This window comes from Rhodococcus indonesiensis, from assembly GCF_047782815.1.
In the GTDB taxonomy this organism is placed as follows: Bacteria; Actinomycetota; Actinomycetes; order Mycobacteriales; family Mycobacteriaceae; genus Rhodococcus; species Rhodococcus indonesiensis.
In genome coordinates, this window is sequence record NZ_CP180630.1 from 2,279,199 (window position 1) to 2,292,817 (window position 13,619).

Genomic DNA, 13,619 nt, shown 5'->3' on the forward strand with positions numbered 1-13,619 from the left:
GGATCGCCCGCCGCCGTCGGCGTGCCGGAGATCGGCACCGCACGACATCGGAGGACGGATGTATCTCGGGGCTCTGGAATTGGACGTTCTGCTCGGCGACGTGCGCTCGCTCAAGCAGAAGCGGTCCGTGATCCGCCCTGTGCTCGCCGAGCTGCGGCGGATGACGGTCAGTGCCGCCGAGACCGGTGACCAGGACCTCTACCGCCGCGCCGAGATCGGGGTGGCGGTGGCCGCGTCCGCGGTGCCGTACCTCAACGAGGTGCTCGACACGTGCGAGCGGCTCGTCGCCGAACGCCCGGAGTTGCAGCTGCTCTCCGTGCGGCGAAGGATTTTCGGTCCGGAGGACTGACCGGACCGGTCGAACAACATGTGGTCGCCGCCGGCGGCCGGGGAGAGGAACCGACTGACATGGCCGATCCAGCACGGGCACGTCGACTGGCCAAGCGCATCGCCACGATCGTCGCCACGGCCATCGATCACGAGATCAAGGATCCGCGGCTGGCGTTCGTCACGGTGACCGACGCGAAAGTCACCGCCGATCTGCACGACGCCACCGTCTACTACACGGTCCGCGGCGAGAATCTGGACGCCGAACCCGACCTCGCCGCGGCTGCCGCCGGCCTGGAGAAGGCCAAGGGCGTGCTGCGCTCGAAGGTGGGGGCGGGAACCGGAGTGCGATTCACCCCCACGCTGACCTTCGTCACCGACACCGTGCCGGACACCGCCCGGCACATGGAGGAACTTCTCGAGCGGGCACGGGCTGCCGACGAGGAGCTGGCCAAGGCCCGGGAGGGTGCCGCTCCGGCCGGCGAGCCCGACCCCTACAAGGAGCCCCGGACGCGGCCCGACGGTGACGACCTGTCAAGGCCCGACGGTGACGATCGGTCGGGGCCCGACGGTGGCGATCGGTCGGGGCCCGACGACGGTGACGACCTGTAGCGCACCGATGGCCGAATCGACGCAGGCCGCCACCGCGGTCGATCTCCACGACGCCGTCGCGCTCCTCGAGGACGCGACTTCGGTGACGATCCTCTGCCATGTCCAGCCCGACGCCGACACCTTCGCCTCCGGCCTTGCCCTCGGCACGGTGCTCGAGCGGCGCGGCACTCCGGTGCAGGTGGCGTTCGCGTCTCCAGCTGCCGTCCCGGCCTCGATGCGCGACCTGCCCGGCGGTCACCTCCGGGTGCCCGCCGGGCAGGTCCGTCACGAGGTCGATCTCCTCGTCACCGTGGACTGCGGCACGGTCGGCCGGCTCGGGCAGCTCGCGGGCCGCCTGGCCGGAGCGAAGCGCATCCTGGTGATCGACCACCACCGCTCCAACACTCGATTCGGCACCCACAACCTGATCGACGAGGCCGCCGAATCCACCACCGCCGTGCTCGCCGAACTGTTCGACGAGTGGGGCGTGGAGATCGACGCGGATCTCGCCCACTGCCTGTACGCGGGGCTGGTCACCGACACCGGCTCGTTCCGCTGGGGGCGTGCGGGCGCGCACCGCCTGGCGGAACGGCTGCTGGCGACCGGGATCGACGGCGCCGCGATCACCCGCCGGCTCCTCGACACCCATCCGTTCGGGTGGCTGCCCATGCTGTCGAAGGTGCTCGCATCGGCGACGCTCGTCCCCGATGCCGCCGGCGGGCGTGGCCTCGTCCACGCGACCGTGCGCCGCGCGGACTCCGCGCAGCTGGGGGCCGAGGAGATCGAGAGCGTCATCGACATCGTCCGGACGACGGCTGAGGCAGAGGTTGCCGCCGTGTTCAAGGAGTGCGGGCCGGACGTGTGGACGGTCTCGCTGCGATCGAAGCGGCACATCGACGTTTCCGCGACCGCCGCCGCGCTCGGTGGGGGCGGGCACCGGTTCGCATCCGGCTACACCGCGTACGGCGACCGCGACCTGATCGTCGCGGCCCTGCGCGCGGCACTGGACTGACGATGCCGGCGCCGCAGGACACCGCCGGCCCGGAACCCGAGGCAGCGTCCCACGTCGTCCCCGAGGCCACCGCAGGGCGCATCTTCGGGCTCGCGGTGCCGGCACTCGGGGTGCTTGCCGCCGAGCCGCTGTACCTGCTGTTCGACATCGCCGTCGTCGGCCGGCTCGGCGCCCTGGCATTGGCCGGGCTGGCCATCGGCGGCCTCGTCCTCGCCCAGGTCAGCACCCAGTTGACCTTCCTGTCCTACGGCACGACCGCGCGGGCCGCCAGATTCCACGGCGCCGGGCGACGGGACGCCGCCGTCGCCGAGGGGGTGCAGGCCACCTGGCTCGCACTCGGCGTCGGGACGGCGATCCTGATCATCGGCCAGCTCCTGGCAGCACCGGTGGCTGCGCTGATCGCCGGCGACGAGCAGATCGCCGAGGCCGCAGTGTCGTGGCTGCGGGTCGCCCTGTTCGGCGCGCCGCTGATCCTCGTGGGTCTCGCCGGCAACGGCTGGATGCGCGGAGTACAGGACACCGCCCGCCCCCTGCGGTACGTGCTCGCCGGGCTCGCGCTCTCGGCGGTACTGTGCCCGCTGCTCGTGCACGGCCTGGCCGGAGCTCCCCGCTGGGAACTCGCCGGCTCCGCCGTCGCCAACGTGGCCGGCCAGAGTGTGTCCGCCGCGCTGTTCGTCGTGGCACTGCTCCGGGCGGGTGTGCCGCTGCGGCCACAACGGAGGGTGATCGCCGCGCAGCTGCGGCTCGGCCGCGACCTGATCGCCCGCAGTCTGGCGTTCCAGGCGTGCTTCCTGTCCGCGGCCGCGGTCGCCGCCCGGTTCGGGGCGGCCGCCGTCGCAGCGCACCAGGTGGTGCTGCAGTTGTGGAACTTCGTCGCGCTCACCCTCGACTCGCTCGCCGTCGCCGCTCAGGCGCTCGTGGGTGCGGCCCTGGGGGCTGGGGCCCGCGCCGATGCGAAGCGCCTGGCGTGGCGGATCACCGCGTGGTCCACGGTGTTCGCCACCGGTCTGGCGCTGGTGTTCCTGCTGGGCGGCGACGCGATTCCGGCGCTGTTCACCAGCGATCCCGGGGTGCTCGAGCAGATCGACGTCGCCTGGTGGTTCTTCGTCGCGCTCCTACCCGTCGCCGGCGTGGTGTTCGCGCTCGACGGCGTGCTGCTCGGCGCCGGCGACGCCGCCTTCCTCCGCACCGCCACGCTCGCGTCCGCTCTGTTCGGATTCCTGCCCGTCGTGTGGTGTTCGCTGGTGTGGGACTGGGGCCTCGCGGGTATCTGGACTGGGCTTACGGTGTTCATAGTGTTCCGGATGGCGGCCGTCGTGTGGCGGACGCGGTCGGGGCGGTGGGCGGTGACCGGTGCGGACCGGCAGGCCCGGCTCCCGCACGAGACGGCGCGCGACGAGACGAAGAAGGAGAGCCGGTGACGGGGAAACTCTGGGCGGTCAGCGACATCCACGTCGGGCACCGAGGCAATCGCCCCGTCACCGAGGATCTGCACCCCGAATCGCCGGAGGACTGGTTGATCGTCGCCGGCGACGTCGCCGAGAAGTCCGACGACATCCGCTGGGCGCTGTCGCTGCTGCGCAGCCGTTTCGCGAAGGTGATCTGGGTTCCCGGCAACCACGAACTGTGGACCACCGCCAAGGACCCGGTGCAGATGCACGGCGCCGCCCGGTACGACTACCTGGTGACGATGTGCCGCGAACTCGACGTGCGCACCCCGGAGGACCCGTACCCCGTATGGCACGGCGAGGGCGGGCCCGTGACGCTCGTGCCGATGTTCCTGCTCTACGACTACTCGTTCCTTCCCGAGGGCACCGCGACGAAGGCCGAGGGCCTGGCGCTGGCCCGCGAACGCAACGTCGTCGCCACCGACGAGTTCCTCCTCGCGCCCGACCCGTACGTCACCCGGGACGTGTGGTGCCGCGTACGGCTCGACGAGACCCGCAAGCGTCTCGACGCCCTCGATCCGTCGCTGCCGACGGTACTGATCAACCACTTCCCGCTGGTGCGCGAGCCCACCCGGATGTTGTTCTATCCGGAGTTCGCCCTGTGGTGCGGCACGACCGAGACCGCCGACTGGCACCTGCGCTACCGCGCCCTCTGTGCCGTGTACGGGCACCTGCACATCCCGCGCACCACCTACTACGACGGCGTCCGCTTCGAAGAGGTCTCCCTCGGCTATCCGCGGGAATGGCAGCGCCGGGGCCTGCCGGAGCGGCTGCTGCGCCAGATCCTGCCCGTGCCGGAGTACCCCCCGGGATCGTTGAACAAGTGGGGCGGACACTTCCGGGTCACCCCCGAGATGGAAGCCGAAGTCGAGAAGATGCGTGCTGCGCGCACTGCACAGAACATGCGCGCGGGGCGCGCTGCACAGAACATGCGCGCGGGGCGCGCTGGGGAGTTGCGATGACCGACCCGACCACCGCGACCCGCACCGGGCTGATCGGCCGGATCCTGCCCGACGGGATCGCCGCCGCGGAGTTGTTCGAGGACCCGCCCGGTCTGCGACCGCACCCGCAGGAGGAGCCGCTGGTCGCCCGTGCGGTGGACAAGCGCCGGCGGGAGTTCGCCGGGGCGCGGCACTGCGCCCGGCTGGCCATGCGGAAGCTCGGGGTGGAACCCGGGCCGGTGCTCAAGGGCGACAAGGGGGCACCGGTCTGGCCGCGGGGGGTCGTCGGCAGCCTCACCCACTGCGACGGCTACCGTGGCGCCGTCCTGGCCTACGCGTTGCAGGTGCGGTCGCTGGGCATCGACGCCGAGCCGCACGGCCCCCTTCCGGACGGCGTGCTCGACGCGGTCTCCCTGCCGCAGGAGCGCACCTGGCTCGCGGGCACCGATCCGAGCCTGCACATGGACCGCCTGCTCTTCTGCGCCAAGGAGGCCACCTACAAGGCGTGGTTCCCGCTCACCGGACGCTGGCTGGGTTTCGAGGACGCCCACATCACGTTCGAGCGCGACGCCGCGGCCGCCCCCGGCGCAGCCGCGTCGGGCACGTTTCGTTCCGAGCTGCTCGTCCCCGGAGACACCCGGACGGGTGCCCCCCTGGCCGCGTTCGACGGGCGGTGGCTGATCGCCGACGGGCTGGTGCTCACGGCGATCGTCGTGCGCTGACGTCGCAGCCGTCGTGGCAGAATCGGGCCCCGTGTCTGCCTCCGAGAATCCCGCCCTCACCCGTGCCGGCCTGCTCGTCGTCGACAAGGACGAGGGCATGACGAGCCACGACGTGGTGGCCCGCTGCCGGCGGCTGCTCGGCACCCGCAAGGTCGGTCACGCCGGCACCCTGGATCCGATGGCAACGGGCGTGCTCGTCCTCGGGGTGGAGCGCGCGACGAAGATCCTCGGTCTGCTCGCCCTCACCACCAAGGCGTATGCGGCGACGATCCGGCTCGGGCAGAGCACCGTCACCGACGACGCCGAAGGCGAGGTGCTCGCGACCACCGACGCCGCCGCCGTCACGGACGAGGCGATCGCGGCAGCCGTCGCCGCGCTCACGGGAGACATCTCCCAGGTGCCCGCCAGTGTCAGCGCGATCAAGGTGGACGGCAAGCGTGCCTACGCCCGGATCCGCGAAGGGGAGGCCGTCGAGCTGGCGGCCCGGCCGGTCACGGTCTCCCGCTTCGCGGTGCTCGCCCGGCGTGAGGTGCGCGCGGACCACGGCGACGGGTGTTTCGTCGACCTCGACGTCGAGGTGGAGTGCTCGTCGGGCACCTACATCCGGGCACTCGCCCGCGACCTGGGAGCCGCGCTGGGTGTCGGCGCGCATCTGACCGCGCTCCGCCGCACCCGCGTCGGTCCGTTCGGACTCGAGCACGCCCGCACGCTCGCCCAGCTCGAGGACGACCCGACCGTGAGCCTGGACATCGACGCCGCGATCCGGACGGCGTTCCCGTGCCGGGACGTCACCGTCGAGGAGGCGGCACTGCTCGCGAACGGCCGCTGGCTGGACCCGGTGGGGATTGCCGGCGTGTATGCGGCGATCGACCCGTCCGGCCGCGCCGCGGCGCTGCTGCAGGAGAAGGGCACGCGGGCCTCGCCGGTGTTCGTCGTGCGCCCGTCCACCATTTGACGTCCTCCCCGCCGTGAACGGCGGGGATTCCGGTCTGCGCCGCTCATGCGGTGCTCCCGGCGGGTTCTCGCGTCACGGCCGGGTGCGGGACCGGGGTCCCGGCTGACACCAGCTCCCCGAGCGTTGGGCTGTCCGCGCGTCCCGCGGCCAGGATGTTCTTCGCGGCGTTCACATCTCGGTCGTGGACCGCGCCGCACGGGCAGGTCCACGACCGAACGCGCAGGGGCTTGGCCTCCCCGATGGCCCCGCACGCCGAGCACGCCCACGTGGAGGGGGACCACCGGTCGACCCGGGCGAAGGTGCGCCCGTGCCGCCGTGCCTTGTACTCGATCATCGCCGTGAACGTCGACCACCCGGCGTCGTGCACCGAGCGGGCGAGCTTCGTCCGGGCCAGCCCGGACACGGCGAGGTCTTCCACGTACACCGCTTGGTTCTCGCGGACGATCGTGGAGGAGAGCTTGTGGAGCCAGTCCCGGCGGGTGTTCCCAACCCGGGCGTGGCAGCGCGCCACCTTTCGGCGCGCCCGCTCCCGGCGGGCTGAGCCCTTCTGCCGCCGGGCGAGTTCCTTCTGCGCGGTCCGCAGCTTGGCCTGCGCCTTGCGTGCGATGCGGGGGGCGTCGACCTTCGTGCCGTCCGAAAGTACCGCGAAGTGTGTCAGCCCCAGGTCGATCCCCACCTCGTGCGGCACGTGGGGCAACGGCTGGTCGGGGACGTCGACGACGAACGAGGCGTGGTACCGCCCGGCCGCGTCCACCGTCACCGTCACGCTCGACGGCTCCGAGGGCAGCTCGCGCGACCAGCGCACCGGGACGTCCCCGACCCTCGGAAGCCGCAGCCGCCCGCTCGGGAGCACCCGGAACCGGGCGGCCTTGGTGAACCGGATCGACTGCGCCCGGTCCGCCCGTGACCGGAACCGGGGCGCGCCGAGCTTGCGACCCTTCCGGGTGCCGTCGAGCGAGGCGAAGAAGTTCCGGTAGGCGGCGCAGGCATCGGCGAGGGCCTGTTGCAGGACGACGGCGGACACCTCGGCCAGCCATGCCCGTTCCGGGGTCCGTTTCGCCGCGGTCAGCGCCTTCGACAGCGCCGCGTCGGTCGGGAACGGCGCCCCCGCCTCGTGTGCCGCCCGCCGAGCGGCGATGGCGTCGTTGAACACCACCCGGGCGCAGCCGAACACTCGCGCCAACACCCGGCGTTGGGCCGGGGTCGGGTCGAGACGGTAGGCGTACCGGAGCTGCACACAGACCACGGTACCGTATTGGTTTATGGGTGATGACGACAACATCCGCACTGGCAGACACTGCACTTTTCTCATGCATGTGCACTTGGTTTTCGTCACGAAGTACCGGCACCAGGTGTTCGGTGACCGGCACCTGAACCGTATGGAAGAGATCATGCGCGCGGTGTGCACGGACTTCGAGGCCGAGCTGGTCGAGTTCCACGGCGAGGCCGACCACGTACACCTGCTGGTCCACTACCCGCCCAAGGTCGCCGTCTCGAAGCTGGTCAACAGCCTGAAAGGCGTCTCGTCCCGCCGTCTGCGCCAGGAGTTCCCCGAGCTGGTCCGGCACTACTGGCGCGCGCAACGGCTGTGGTCCGGGTCCTACTTCGCCGGGTCCGTCGGCGGCGCGCCGCTGAGCATCGTGCGCCAGTACATCGAGCAGCAGAACCGTCCCGTCCAGGGCACGGCTCGGCCCTGGCGGGCCTTCCCGCCCGGGCCTTCACCACCGCCGTGAACGGCGGCGCACTGGCCCACATCCCGGTAGCGGTGTAGCCGCCGCCTACACCAGCCAGATCGCGTCGGCCGCGGGGTGTCCGAGGTCGACCGTGCTGCCGCTGTCGCCGCCGATGCGGACCGAGACGGTGCCCGCGAAGTCGCGGCGTTCGACGACACGGATGTCGGTGTCGAGCGCGATGCCCACGTCGTCGAAGTAGCGCAGCATCGCCGGGTCCGCGTCGGAGATGCGGGCGACCCGGCCGTGCTCGCCGTCGACGAACGCGCTGAGCTGGCGGGCCGGCGGTGTGGGAATCGTGCCGTCGTCGGCCGGGATCGGATCACCGTGCGGATCCCGTTCCGGATGGCCGAGCTTGGCGTCGATCGCGGCAACCAGACGGTCGGAGACGGCGTGTTCGAGTACTTCGGCCTCGTCGTGCACCTCGTCCCAGCCGTAGCCGAGTTCCCGGACCAGGTACGTCTCGATCAGGCGGTGCTTGCGGACCATGGCCACGGCCGCCGCGCGCCCGGCCTCGGTGAGGGAGATCGCGCCGTAGCGAGCATGGTCGACGAGACCCTGCTCGGCGAGCTTGCGGACGGCCTCGGAGACGGTCGAGGCCGACACTCCGAGCTTCTCGGCCAGCAGCTTCGTCGAGACCTTCTCGCCCGACCATTCCCGGACGGTCCAGATGATCTTGAGATAGTCCTGCGCGACCGGTGTCAGCATGTCCGCCGCCGGCACTTCGGTCGTCCCACTCCTGTCGCCCACGAGGACAGCTTAGGCAAGTCTCACCGTGGAATCATCCGGCTCGCGCAGCCGAGCGCGCCGTCGCAGGGCCCCGGTGACGAGTCCCTGGTGGGGCGAGAAGAGGTAGGCCGCCGTGAACACGATCGCCTGGGCCAGGACGACGACGCCGCCGGTGGAGGCGTCGGTGTAGTAGCTGACGTACACGCCGGTCGTCGACGTCAGCGCAGCCAGGGTGGGAGCGAGCACCAGCATCCGCGACAGCCGTTCGGTGAGCAGGTACGCCGTCGCACCGGGGATGATCAGCATCGCCACGACGAGGATGACCCCGACGGCCTGGATGGCCGCGACGATGGTGACCGCCAGCAGCGCGAGCAACAGCGCGGACAACCGGGCCGGGGAGATCCCGAGGGCATGGGCCTGCCCCCGGTCGAACGCGAACAGGGTGAGGTCGCGGCGCTTGGTGATCAGCACGACGAGGACGACCACTGCCAGCGCGGTGACCTGCCACATGTCAGCGGTGGCCAGGCCCAGCAGGTTGCCGAACAGCACGTGGTGCAGGTCCACCTGACTCGGGTTCTTCGAGATCAGCACGACACCGAGGGCGAACAACGTCGTGAACACCACGCCGATCGCGGCGTCCTCCTTGACCTTGGTGGTGTTGCGCACGAGTCCGATCAGAGCGACGGCGGCCCCGGCGAACAGCAGAGCACCCAGGGCGAACGGCGCTCCCACCAGGTAGGCCAGCACCACGCCGGGCAGGACGGCGTGGGAGACGGCGTCCCCCATCAGCGACCACCCGATGAGTACGAGCCAGCAACTGAGCAGAGCACACACGATCGTGGCCGCCACCGCGACGACCAGCGCGCGCTGCATGAAGCCGTACTGGAGCGGTTCGACGATCAGTTCGACGAGGTTCACCGTGCCTCCTGGGCGACGTGGGGGGCCGGCAGGGGGTCGACGCCGAAGGCGCGCGCGAGGTTCTCCGGCCGCAGCACCTCGTCCGGGGAGCCGTGGACGAGGATGCGCCGCTGCAGCAGTGCGGCCTCGTCGCACAGCGACGACAGTCCGGCGAGGTCGTGGGTGGCGACGAGGATCGTGTGCCCCGAACCGGCGAGATCGCGGATCACCTCGGTCAGGGCAGCCTCGGTGCGCTTGTCCACGCCGGCGAACGGCTCGTCGAGCAGGAGCAGGGGAGCGCCCTGCGCGATGGCACGGGCGACGAAGACGCGCTTGCGCTGACCTCCCGAGAGCTGCCCGATCTGCCGCTGCACGTAGGCCGCCATGTCGACGCGTTCGAGCGCGGTCCGGACGGCGGCGTGGTCGGCGGGCCGCGGCCGGCGCAGCCAGTTCTGGCGACCGTACCGGCCGGTCATCACGACTTCGCCCACGCTGATGGGGAAGTCCCAGTCGACGGCCTCGCTCTGCGGCACGTACGCGACGGCACCGGCCTTCCGGGCGGTGAGGGTGTCGGTCCCGCCGATGGACACGGTGCCGGCGCTCGGTCGCACGATGCCCATGATCGCTTTGAAGAGGGTGGACTTGCCGGAGCCGTTGGTGCCGACGAGCCCGCACACCCGGCCGGGGGTGAGAGTCAGGTCGACGCCGTCGAGCGCCGTGACGGTGCGATAGTGCACGCTGAGCCGCGAGACGGCCAGGGCGGGGGCGGATGTCGCGGTCATGGGCGCAGCCCTTCGGTGATGGTGCGGACGTCGTGCCGGAGCAGGTCGAGGTAGGTCGGCACGGGACCGTCCGGCTCGGAGAGCGAGTCGACGTACAGGATTCCACCGAACCGAGCCCCGGTGTCCTCGGCGACCTGCCGCTGGGCCTTGTCCGAGACGGTGGACTCGCAGAACACGGCAGGCACGGCGTTGGCCCGGACGAAGTCGACGGTGCGGGCGATCTGCTGTGGGGTGCCCTGCTGGTCGGCATTCACCGCCCACAGGTAGGCCTCCCTCAGGCCGGCGTCGCGGGCCAGGTAGCTGAAGGCCCCCTCGCAGCTGACCAGTGCCCGGTGGTTCGGCGGCAGCGCGGACAGCTCGGCGACGAGCTCTTCGTGCAGGGCCTGGAGTTCGGTGCGGTACGCCGCAGCGTTGGCGGCGTAGTCCGCGGCGTGCTCGGGGTCGAGGTCGGTGAAGGCGGCAGCGATGTTGTCGACGTAGGTCTGGGCCGCCAACGGGGACATCCACGCGTGCGGGTTGTGCCGCCCCGCGTAGGCGTCCTCGCCGATCGGCAGCGGCACGACCCCGTCACTGAGCACGGCGTGGGCCGCGTCGGTATCGGCGAGGAACTGCTCGAACCAGCGCTCGAGGCCGAGGCCGTTGTCGAGGACGAGGTCGGCGCGGGAGGCGTAACGCAGGTCGCCCGGGGTGGGTTCGTAACCGTGGATCTCGGCGCCGACCTTGGTGATCGACTCGACCTGCAGGTGCTCCCCGGCGACGTTGCGGGCCATGTCCGCGAGCACCGTGAAGGTGGTCAGTACCAGGGGCCGGTCGTCGTCGGAACTCTGCGCCGAGGCGCAGCCCGCCAGCATCGTCGTGGCCGCGAGAGCCACGACGATTTTGCGTAATCCAACGAAAATGTTCGGCATGCCGAAATTATGGCGGGGCGCGGGCGGAGTTGTCCATGCGGCGCCCCGGGCGAGCCGGAGATGACCGTCCGGCCGCCGGGTCGTAGGCTGCAGCTTGTGCAGAGATGGCGAGGTCTCGACGAAATTCCTGCGGATTGGGGTCGTTGTGTCCTGACGATCGGCGTGTTCGACGGTGTGCACCGCGGACATCAGCAACTGATCGCGCGGGCGGTGAAGTCGGCGAAGGAGCGCGGCACGGCCAGCGCCCTGATGACGTTCGACCCGCACCCGATGGAGGTCGTCCGGCCGGGCAGCCACCCGGCGCAGCTCACGACCCTGGCGCGACGTGCCGAACTGGCTGAGGAACTCGGCATCGACGTCTTCTGCGTCATGCCGTTCACCCCCGAGTTCATGAAGTTGTCCCCCGAGCGGTACGCCCACGAGATCCTCGTCGAGCGGCTCCACGTCGCCGAGGTCGTCGTGGGCGAGAACTTCACCTTCGGCAAGAAGGCCGCCGGCAATGTCGACCTGTTGCGCACCATCGGCGAACGTTTCGGCTTCGCCGTCCAGGGCCTGACCCTGCTCAGCGAACATGCGGTGACGTTCTCGTCCACCTACATCCGCTCGTGCGTGGACGCCGGCGACGTCGCCGCCGCGGCCGACGCGCTGGGCCGACCCCACCGCGTCGAGGGTGTCGTGGTGCACGGAGACGGCCGGGGCCGCGATCTCGGCTTCCCCACGGCGAACGTCGCGCCGCCCATGTACTCGGCGATTCCCGCGGACGGCGTCTACGCGTGCTGGTTCACGGTCCTCGGCCCGGGCAGCGGTGGGCTCGGCACCGTCACGCCGGGGGAGCGGTACCTCGCGGCCGTATCGGTGGGCACCAACCCGACCTTCTCCGGGCGTACCCGCACCGTCGAGGCGTTCGTCCTCGACGAGGAGGCCGACCTGTACGGCCAGCACGTCGCGGTGGACTTCGTGGAGCGGTTGCGCGGGATGGAGCGGTTCGAATCGGTGGAGGCCCTGGTCTCGGCGATGCACCGCGACGCCGAGCGGGCCCGCGAAGTGCTCGAGCGCGCTCGCGGCTAGGGGCCGTTTCCGGCCCGGGATCGCGCCCCGATCGGGGACAATTTCCGGTGTGTCGATACGTCAGTGGCGGCACGCGCGCCTGACCTGGGCAGATGCCGCGAACTACTACGAGTCGAAACCGGGGCGGCCGACCGACTGGTCCGCATTCGTCGTGTTCGACGAGCAAGACGGGACTGTTCGCGGCCCCGGGGACGCGCTCGCTCACCTGCGTTCCCGGGCGCATCTGCTGACGGCGCTGGACCGGCGGATCGTCGAGGCTCCCGGCCGGCTGGACTACCCGTACTGGGTGCGGGCGCAGCTCCCGCCCGAGCAACGTATCGAGTACCGCGAGTGGGCCGGCCGCTCGTTCACGGACTGCATCGACGCCATCGCCGACCTCTGCGCGGACCCGCTGGACGTCCGGCGGCGTGCGTGGTGCCTGCACGTCTTCGCCGGGGTGTCCGACCCCGACGACCCGACGGCGACCGTGACGGTCGTCGTGCTGCAGGTCAGTCACGCCGTGATGGTCGGTTCGGCGTTGGGTGCCTTCCTCGGCGCACTGTTCGGCGCGGACGGGCAGCCACTGCGCGTTCCCGGTCTGGCGCCGGCCGCGACGCGCCCGCACCACGCCGCCGCAGCGGTGTCGGGGGTGGCACGCTTCGCTCGCTGGTACCTGGGGCTCGGCGCGGTCCTGGTGCGGCGGGCGGCATCGGCGCGGTCCGCGGACACCCCGGCGGTCCCGTCGCCGGCGGCGCGGCCGATGCTCGCCCGCGCCCCCGGGCGCGACCGGGCGATCCGGATCGTGCGTCCGGACCTGGGCAGTCTCGTGGGCCGGACCTACACCGTGACAGCCATGGGCCTGGCGGCGGTATCCCTGGCGCTGCAGCGCTACCTCGGCGAGCACTGCGCGCCCGTCGTCGATGTACGCGTCGCGGTTCCGGTCGCGGTGGGCGCGGCCGGTGTCGCGCTGGGCGTCAACCGGCTGACTGCCGCGATCGTTCCGTTGTGCACCGAGGTCGCCGATCCCCGCGACCGGGTGGCGGCCGTGGCCGACGCGCTCGCCCACGAGCGGCGGATCGCGACGTCTCCCGAGGTGTTGGACCGCCTCGCGGGCGCGGGTGCGGTGCCGTATCCGGTGTACCGCCGGGTGACGGACCGGCACGACCGCGCGGCGTCGGCAGGTGGAGCCCCGGGCCCGGCCCAGACGGCGGTCACCAGTGTCGACTGTGGCGGCGAGGCCTACTGGACCTACGGCGGCGCGGCATTCCGATTCGTCGCCGGCATCCAGTCTCTGCGTCCGGGGATGGGTCTGGTGCACTCCTTCAGCCGGGCCGGCGATTCGTTCGCCGTCACCGTCATGAGCTCCCCGCTGCTGATGCCGGACCTCGATCGGTACGCGACCCTCCTCGAGGAGGGGTTCGCCGAGGTGATCGAGGCCACCGGCGGCCGGCGATCCGGCACCGGCCCCCGGGGGCGAGGGTGACCGAAGCGGGTGCGCACCCCTCTGGTACGCTCATCCGCTGGTGTGTG

15 protein-coding genes are annotated in these 13,619 nt (G+C 71.5%); 10 read left to right on the forward strand and 5 right to left on the reverse strand.

Annotated features, from left to right (window positions below):
- Positions 1–58 precede the first annotated feature (58 nt).
- Genes ACM26Y_RS10650 through truB form a run of 7 tightly spaced genes read left to right on the forward strand, consistent with a single transcriptional unit; the run spans position 59 to position 5,996 of the window.
- Positions 59–349: a DUF503 domain-containing protein gene (locus tag ACM26Y_RS10650; RefSeq protein ID WP_003935690.1), complete on the forward strand. Its 291-nt coding sequence runs from the start codon at positions 59–61 to the stop codon at positions 347–349.
- 59 nt (positions 350–408) lie between these two features.
- The gene (gene rbfA / locus ACM26Y_RS10655) at positions 409–939 is read left to right on the forward strand and encodes a 30S ribosome-binding factor RbfA (RefSeq protein WP_416063401.1); all 531 of its coding nucleotides are present in this window, start codon (positions 409–411) and stop codon (positions 937–939) included.
- Positions 940–946: 7 nt separating this feature from the next.
- Positions 947–1,930 carry a DHH family phosphoesterase gene (locus tag ACM26Y_RS10660; RefSeq protein ID WP_003935688.1) on the forward strand — a complete coding sequence of 328 codons (984 nt, stop codon included), beginning with the start codon at positions 947–949 and terminating at the stop codon, positions 1,928–1,930.
- A 2-nt stretch (positions 1,931–1,932) separates the two neighbouring features.
- Positions 1,933–3,351: an MATE family efflux transporter gene (locus tag ACM26Y_RS10665; protein WP_416063402.1), complete on the forward strand. Its 1,419-nt coding sequence runs from the start codon at positions 1,933–1,935 to the stop codon at positions 3,349–3,351.
- A complete protein-coding gene (locus ACM26Y_RS10670; protein ID WP_416063403.1) occupies positions 3,348–4,340 on the forward strand; it encodes a metallophosphoesterase family protein in 993 nt (330 codons plus the stop codon). Before ACM26Y_RS10665 ends, ACM26Y_RS10670 begins: the two co-directional genes overlap by 4 nt.
- The gene (gene npt, locus ACM26Y_RS10675) at positions 4,337–5,041 is read left to right on the forward strand and encodes a 4'-phosphopantetheinyl transferase Npt (protein WP_416063404.1); all 705 of its coding nucleotides are present in this window, start codon (positions 4,337–4,339) and stop codon (positions 5,039–5,041) included. Before ACM26Y_RS10670 ends, npt begins: the two co-directional genes overlap by 4 nt.
- Before the next feature lie 31 nt (positions 5,042–5,072).
- The gene (truB, locus tag ACM26Y_RS10680) at positions 5,073–5,996 is read left to right on the forward strand and encodes a tRNA pseudouridine(55) synthase TruB (protein ID WP_416063405.1); all 924 of its coding nucleotides are present in this window, start codon (positions 5,073–5,075) and stop codon (positions 5,994–5,996) included.
- A 43-nt stretch (positions 5,997–6,039) separates the two neighbouring features.
- Here truB and ACM26Y_RS10685 read toward each other — a convergent pair whose 3' ends face one another.
- Positions 6,040–7,233: an RNA-guided endonuclease InsQ/TnpB family protein gene (locus ACM26Y_RS10685; protein WP_416063406.1), complete on the reverse strand. Its 1,194-nt coding sequence runs from the start codon at positions 7,231–7,233 to the stop codon at positions 6,040–6,042.
- 25 nt (positions 7,234–7,258) lie between these two features.
- Between ACM26Y_RS10685 and tnpA the strand changes: the two genes are divergently transcribed.
- Positions 7,259–7,729 carry an IS200/IS605 family transposase gene (tnpA, locus tag ACM26Y_RS10690; protein WP_416063407.1) on the forward strand — a complete coding sequence of 157 codons (471 nt, stop codon included), beginning with the start codon at positions 7,259–7,261 and terminating at the stop codon, positions 7,727–7,729.
- 45 nt (positions 7,730–7,774) lie between these two features.
- Here the strand turns inward: tnpA and ACM26Y_RS10695 are convergent, their stop codons facing one another.
- The 4 genes from ACM26Y_RS10695 to ACM26Y_RS10710 are packed head-to-tail and all read right to left on the reverse strand — an operon-like array spanning position 7,775 to position 11,042.
- Positions 7,775–8,434 (reverse strand): metal-dependent transcriptional regulator, encoded by a 660-nt coding sequence (locus ACM26Y_RS10695; protein WP_040781756.1) that lies wholly within the window; start codon positions 8,432–8,434, stop codon positions 7,775–7,777.
- A gap of 51 nt (positions 8,435–8,485) precedes the next feature.
- Positions 8,486–9,373, reverse strand: a complete 888-nt coding sequence (locus tag ACM26Y_RS10700; RefSeq protein WP_289377880.1) for a metal ABC transporter permease — start codon at positions 9,371–9,373, stop codon at positions 8,486–8,488.
- On the reverse strand, positions 9,370–10,134 hold the full coding sequence (locus ACM26Y_RS10705; RefSeq protein WP_289377881.1) for a metal ABC transporter ATP-binding protein: 765 nt from the start codon (positions 10,132–10,134) through the stop codon (positions 9,370–9,372). Before ACM26Y_RS10705 ends, ACM26Y_RS10700 begins: the two co-directional genes overlap by 4 nt.
- Positions 10,131–11,042 carry a metal ABC transporter substrate-binding protein gene (locus tag ACM26Y_RS10710; RefSeq protein ID WP_416063408.1) on the reverse strand — a complete coding sequence of 304 codons (912 nt, stop codon included), beginning with the start codon at positions 11,040–11,042 and terminating at the stop codon, positions 10,131–10,133. Before ACM26Y_RS10710 ends, ACM26Y_RS10705 begins: the two co-directional genes overlap by 4 nt.
- A 96-nt stretch (positions 11,043–11,138) precedes the next feature.
- Here ACM26Y_RS10710 and ACM26Y_RS10715 point away from each other — a divergent pair, with 96 nt between their 5' ends.
- Together ACM26Y_RS10715 and ACM26Y_RS10720 are read left to right on the forward strand one after the other, a co-directional pair.
- Complete coding sequence (locus tag ACM26Y_RS10715) at positions 11,139–12,110, forward strand: bifunctional riboflavin kinase/FAD synthetase (RefSeq protein ID WP_026137746.1); 972 nt, start codon at positions 11,139–11,141, stop codon at positions 12,108–12,110.
- 49 nt (positions 12,111–12,159) lie between these two features.
- Positions 12,160–13,572 carry a WS/DGAT domain-containing protein gene (locus ACM26Y_RS10720; protein WP_416063409.1) on the forward strand — a complete coding sequence of 471 codons (1,413 nt, stop codon included), beginning with the start codon at positions 12,160–12,162 and terminating at the stop codon, positions 13,570–13,572.
- The last annotated feature ends 47 nt before the right edge of the window (positions 13,573–13,619 follow it).